Source organism: Ectothiorhodospira mobilis, from assembly GCF_016584115.1.
In the GTDB taxonomy this organism is placed as follows: Bacteria; Pseudomonadota; Gammaproteobacteria; order Ectothiorhodospirales; family Ectothiorhodospiraceae; genus Ectothiorhodospira; species Ectothiorhodospira mobilis.
In genome coordinates, this window is the sequence record NZ_NRSK01000056.1 from 1 (window position 1) to 4,922 (window position 4,922).

Below are 4,922 nucleotides of genomic sequence, written 5' to 3' on the forward strand. Positions count from 1 at the left end.
GGGCCGCATCCGACAGGCCCCAGGGCACTGCCACCGCCAGTTCCGGCAGGCAGGCCTCGAAGATGCGCCGCTCATGGGCGAACCCCGCCAGGGCCCGGACCTGCTGGCCTTCTGGCGAGGCCAGGGATTTGCGCCGGTGCGCGTGGGGGTCAAGCCGGAGGTGAGCAGCGGCGGCTGGGGGGTGACGGTGCTGCGCCCGCTGACCGCAGCCGGTGAGGAAGTCGCCACTGCGGCCCGGCAGCGCTTCGCCCAGGCCCTGGGGCCGCTGCTGGCGGACCCCCTGCGTGGCATGGAACCGGCCCTGGCCGCCGGCCTCTGGCGGGGCGCGGCGGTCCCCCCGCTGGACCCGGGGCAGGTCCGGGCCCTGGCGGGGTTCGCCCATGAGCGGCGCATCTTCGAGGCCTGCCTGCCGGAACTGGCGGTGGCAGTGCCCTGGGGCCTGTCGGATGCGGCCCGGGCCGCCGCCCTGGAGCCGGTGCAGCGGGATGCCCTGGTGATGCGGGTGCTGCAGCACCGGGACTGGGACGCGGTGGCCCGGCACGCGGGGGTGCACGGCCGCCGTGGTGTCATCCGGCTGCTGCGCGGGGCGCTGGCGCGCTGGTTCCCGCCGGTGCAGGGCTGAACCTGCGGGCCCCGCCTCTGCCGGGGCGACTTGAATTCCCGGGGCGGGCCTTCTATATTGGGCCGCGTCTTCGGTTGAGGCCCAATATATTGGGTTTCAGGGAATCCGGTGTAAATCCGGAACTGTCGCGCAGCGGTGAGGGGAAACGAAGACCGCAGGGCCCGGGGGTATCCCCGGGCCGGGCACTGTCCTTCGGGATGGGAAGCCGCGGTCCCAGGTGCCGGCCAGGCCGGCGTGTCCCCGAGTCCGAAGACCTGCCGGAGACCACCGCGCCACCCGATGGCGCGGTGTCACCCGGATCCCCGCGTCAGGGATCCGGGGGTGCGTCTGCCGGTGTGTCCGGCGGCCGGCCCCCGGGTGCGCGGGGTCTCCACGGACACCACCAGGGAGACGCCATGCCTTTCCAAGCCACCCCATCCCCCCGGGATCCCCACCACGAAGCCCCCCCGGCGGGCGGCCCTGCCGCGCCCCGCGGCGGCACCCGCCTGGACGTGGCCCGGACCATCGACGAATACCTGCAGCGGGCGGATTGGCGGGTCTCGGCCAACGCCAACCAGGGCTATTCCCTGGGCGGGCTGATCCTCAACAGCGCCGGCAAGATGATCGCCAACTACTGGCTGGACCAGGTCTACCCGCCGGAGGTGGGGGCGGCCCATCGTGACGGGGATCTGCACATCCACGACCTGGACATGCTTTCGGGCTACTGTGCCGGCTGGTCCCTGCGCACCCTGCTCCACGAGGGCTTCAACGGCGTCCCCGGCAAGGTGGAGGCGGGCCCGCCCCGGCACCTGTCCAGTGCCATGGGCCAGATGGTCAACTTCCTGGGGACGCTGCAGAACGAGTGGGCCGGGGCCCAGGCCTTCAGTTCCTTCGACACCTATCTGGCCCCCTTCGTGCGCAAGGACCGCCTGAGCTACGGGCAGGTGCGCCAGTGCCTGCAGGAACTGATCTACAACCTCAACGTCCCCTCCCGCTGGGGCTCCCAGGCCCCGTTTACCAATCTCACCTTCGACTGGGTCTGCCCCGAGGATCTGCGTGCTCAGGTGCCGGTGATCGCCGGGGAGGAGATGGACTTCACCTACGGCGATCTGCAGCCGGAGATGGACCGGATCAACCGGGCCTTTATCGAGGTGATGACCGAGGGGGACGCCCGGGGCCGGGTCTTCACCTTCCCCATCCCCACCTACAACATCACTGAGGACTTCCCCTGGGAGAGCGGGAACGCGGAAAGGCTGTTTGCCATGGCCGCCAAATATGGCCTGCCCTATTTCCAGAACTTCATCCGCTCCGGGCTCTCGCCCCATATGGTGCGCTCCATGTGCTGCCGCCTGCAGCTGGACCTGAGCGAGCTGCTCAAGCGGGGCAACGGCCTGTTCGGTTCCGCGGAGCAGACCGGGTCCCTGGGGGTGGTGACCCTCAACTGCGCCCGCCTGGGGTATCTGCACAAAGGGGACGAGGCGGGACTGTTCCAGGCCCTGGACCGCCTGCTGGAGCTGGGCTGCGACAGCCTGGAGCGCAAGCGGGCGGTGATCCAGCGGCATATGGATGCCGGACTGTTCCCCTATACCCGGCGCTACCTGGGCACCCTGCGCAATCACTTCTCCACCCTCGGCATCAACGGCCTGCACGAGATGATCCTGAACCACACCGGGGGCGCGGAGGACATCACCACGCCCCAGGGGCAGGCCCTGGCCCTGCGCTTTTTGGACCATATCCGGGAGCGCATGACCGCATTCCAGGAACGCACGGGGCACATGTACAACCTGGAGGCCACGCCGGCAGAGGGGGCCACCTACCGCTTCGCCAAGGAGGACCAAAGGCGTTATCCGGACATCCTCCAGTCGGGCACGCCGGAACAGCCCTACTACACCAACTCCTCCCAGCTGCCGGCGGGCTACACCGATGACCCCTTCCATGCCCTGGAGATGCAGGAGGCCCTGCAGGGGAAATACACCGGCGGTACCGTGCTGCATCTCTATATGGGCGAGCGCATCTCCAGCACCGAGGCCTGCCGCCGTCTGGTGCGACGGGCCCTGGAGCACTTCTCCCTGCCCTACATCACGGTCACGCCCACCTTTTCCATCTGCCCGGTACACGGGTATCTGAGCGGGGAACACGCCTTCTGCCCCCTGTGCGACCAAGAACTGATCGAACGCAAACGAAAGGAGAACGCCCATGAAGCCGCATGAAGATGTGGAACTGAAGGATCACGAACGCACCCCCTGCGAGGTGTGGACCCGGGTGATGGGGTACCACCGCCCCGTCTCCGCCTGGAATCCGGGCAAGCAGGCGGAGCACGGGGAGCGGGTCTTCTTCCGCGAGGCCCCGGCATGCCCGCCCGGGGATTGAGGGTCGGGGGGCTCGCCCCCCTGACCACCATCGACTATCCCGGGGAGCTGGCGGCGGTGATCTTCTGCCAGGGCTGCCCCTGGCGTTGCAGCTACTGCCACAATCCGGAACTGATCCCCGCCCGGGGCGAAGGGAACATGGCCTGGGGCGAGGTGATGGCCTGGCTCCAGGGTCGGCGGGGCCTGCTGGATGCCGTGGTCTTCTCCGGCGGCGAACCCACGCTACAGCCGGCCCTGCCGGCGGCGGTGGACGCGGTGGCCGGCATGGGGTTCAAGGTGGGCCTGCACAGTGCAGGCCCCTACCCGGACCGCCTGGCGGCGCTGCTGCCCCGTATCGATTGGATCGGCCTGGACGTCAAGGCCCTGCCGGAGGAATACCCGGCCCTGACCGGTGTGCCCGGCAGTGGCAAGGCGGCCTGGGAGAGTGCCCGCCGGGTGATCGCCCATGGCCTGCCCCACGAGATGCGCATCACCGAGGACCCGCGGCACCTGACGCCGGATGGGGTGGCGGCCATCGAGGCGCGCCTGCAGGCCCTGGGGGCCCGGCGCGTGGTGCGCCAGCCCTGCCTGCCGGTGGTGACGGCGGCGGGGGAGGCGGGGGCGGCGGCCCTCAGTCCTGCTGCACCTCCCCCAGCCGAGCGGCGCTGACGGCGCCCGCCAGGGCAAGGAGCGACAGCACCAGGATGGCCGTGGCGGTGCCCGCCAGCTGGGCCACCAGGCCGAAGAGCCCCCCCACCAGCAGCAGCAGGCCGATGACGGTGTTGCTCACGGCGGTATAGGCGGCGCGGGTCTCGGCGGTGGCCATGTCCACCAGGTAGGTCTTGCGCCCCAGGCGTACGCCCGCATGGGCCATGCCCATGATCAGCAAAAAGGCGGCGAAGGCCCAGGGGCTGAGGGCCCAGGGCACCTCCAGGGTCACCAGGAGAAAGACCACCACCCCGAGGGCCCCCGCCAGAGCGCCGGCGGCCATGAGCACGCGGCGGCTGGAGCGGTCGGAGAGGCGGCCCCAGACGGGGGCGCTCAGGGTCCCCGCCAGTCCCGTGGCCAGGATCAGCAGCCCCAGGTCCGCGAGGCCGCCGTCCCCCTGCTGCTGCGCCAGCAGGACGTAGAAGGGCTGGGCCAGGGCCGTGCTCATGAGCAGGGCGCGGGTGACGACGAAACGGCGGAAGGGGGCATCCGTGCGCAACAGGCCCAGGGAGCGCAGGCCCTCGGTGATGGCGTTGCCGCCGCCCCCGGTGGCCCCGGGTTCCTCCCGCAGCGTGGCGAACACGGCCGCCGCCAGCAGCCACAGGCCGGCGGCCGCCAGCAGCAGGACCGCGAAGAACCCGGCTCCGGCCTCTGCGCCCCCCTGCAGGGTGAGCCAAAGACCCAGCCCCAGGGTGGCGGCCCCGGCGGCGGCGGAGGCGTAGCCCATGAGGGTGCCACGGCGCTGCTTGCTGATGGTCTTGCCCAGCACGTCCTTGGAGGCCACGGAGCTCATGCCCCGGGCCAGGGCGAACACCACCGTGAGGGCGACGATGACCCAGCCGGCGGCGGCGCCGCCGAGGGTGAAGGCGGTCAGGCCCATGCCCGCCACCGCCAGGGCCTGGCCGACGCTGCCCCAGATCCAGAACCACTTGCGCACCGGGGCGTGGCGGATGAAGGCGGCCACCAGCAGCTGGGGCATGAGGGCCCCTGCCTCGCGGATGGGCACCAGCAGGCCCGCCAGGGCCGCCGGTGCCCCCAGGGCCGCCATGAGCCAGGCCAGTACCAGTTTGGCGCTGGCCAGCTCGTCGCCGATCTTGGTGGCGGTGTTGGAGATCAGGTGGATGAAGAAGCTGGCCGGCTGCACGCGGCAGGCGGATTCGGGGATGTCCTTGCAGACGCGGGCGTCCTCGTCGCCGGTGATGGCCTCGTAGAGCTCCACCACCGGCCGCGGCGGATGGGGGGGATGGGGGGCGTGGGCTGTGGTG

Annotated in this window: 4 protein-coding genes, 1 pseudogene and 1 riboswitch; of the genes and pseudogenes, 4 read left to right on the forward strand and 1 reads right to left on the reverse strand. The window is 71.0% G+C overall.

Annotated features, from left to right (window positions below; genetic code table 11):
• From CKO33_RS13075 to CKO33_RS13090, 4 genes and pseudogenes are all read left to right on the forward strand, one after another.
• Window positions 1-622, forward strand: a pseudogene (locus CKO33_RS13075) (hypothetical protein); the annotation flags it as partial.
• A 54-nt stretch (window positions 623-676) separates the two neighbouring features.
• Window positions 677-898, forward strand: a riboswitch (cobalamin riboswitch).
• A gap of 119 nt (window positions 899-1,017) precedes the next feature.
• On the forward strand, window positions 1,018-2,811 hold the full coding sequence (locus CKO33_RS13080; protein ID WP_274600770.1) for a ribonucleoside triphosphate reductase: 1,794 nt from the start codon (window positions 1,018-1,020) through the stop codon (window positions 2,809-2,811).
• Complete coding sequence (gene nrdD, locus CKO33_RS13905) at window positions 2,798-2,971, forward strand: anaerobic ribonucleoside-triphosphate reductase (protein ID WP_200182667.1); 174 nt, start codon at window positions 2,798-2,800, stop codon at window positions 2,969-2,971. Before CKO33_RS13080 ends, nrdD begins: the two co-directional genes overlap by 14 nt.
• Window positions 2,953-3,618 (forward strand): anaerobic ribonucleoside-triphosphate reductase activating protein, encoded by a 666-nt coding sequence (locus CKO33_RS13090; protein ID WP_200182668.1) that lies wholly within the window; start codon window positions 2,953-2,955, stop codon window positions 3,616-3,618. Before nrdD ends, CKO33_RS13090 begins: the two co-directional genes overlap by 19 nt.
• Here the strand turns inward: CKO33_RS13090 and CKO33_RS13095 are convergent.
• On the reverse strand, window positions 3,581-4,879 hold the full coding sequence (locus tag CKO33_RS13095; RefSeq protein WP_200182669.1) for an MFS transporter: 1,299 nt from the start codon (window positions 4,877-4,879) through the stop codon (window positions 3,581-3,583). The two genes, CKO33_RS13090 and CKO33_RS13095, sit on opposite strands and share 38 nt — an antisense overlap.
• Between the last annotated feature and the right edge of the window lie 43 nt (window positions 4,880-4,922).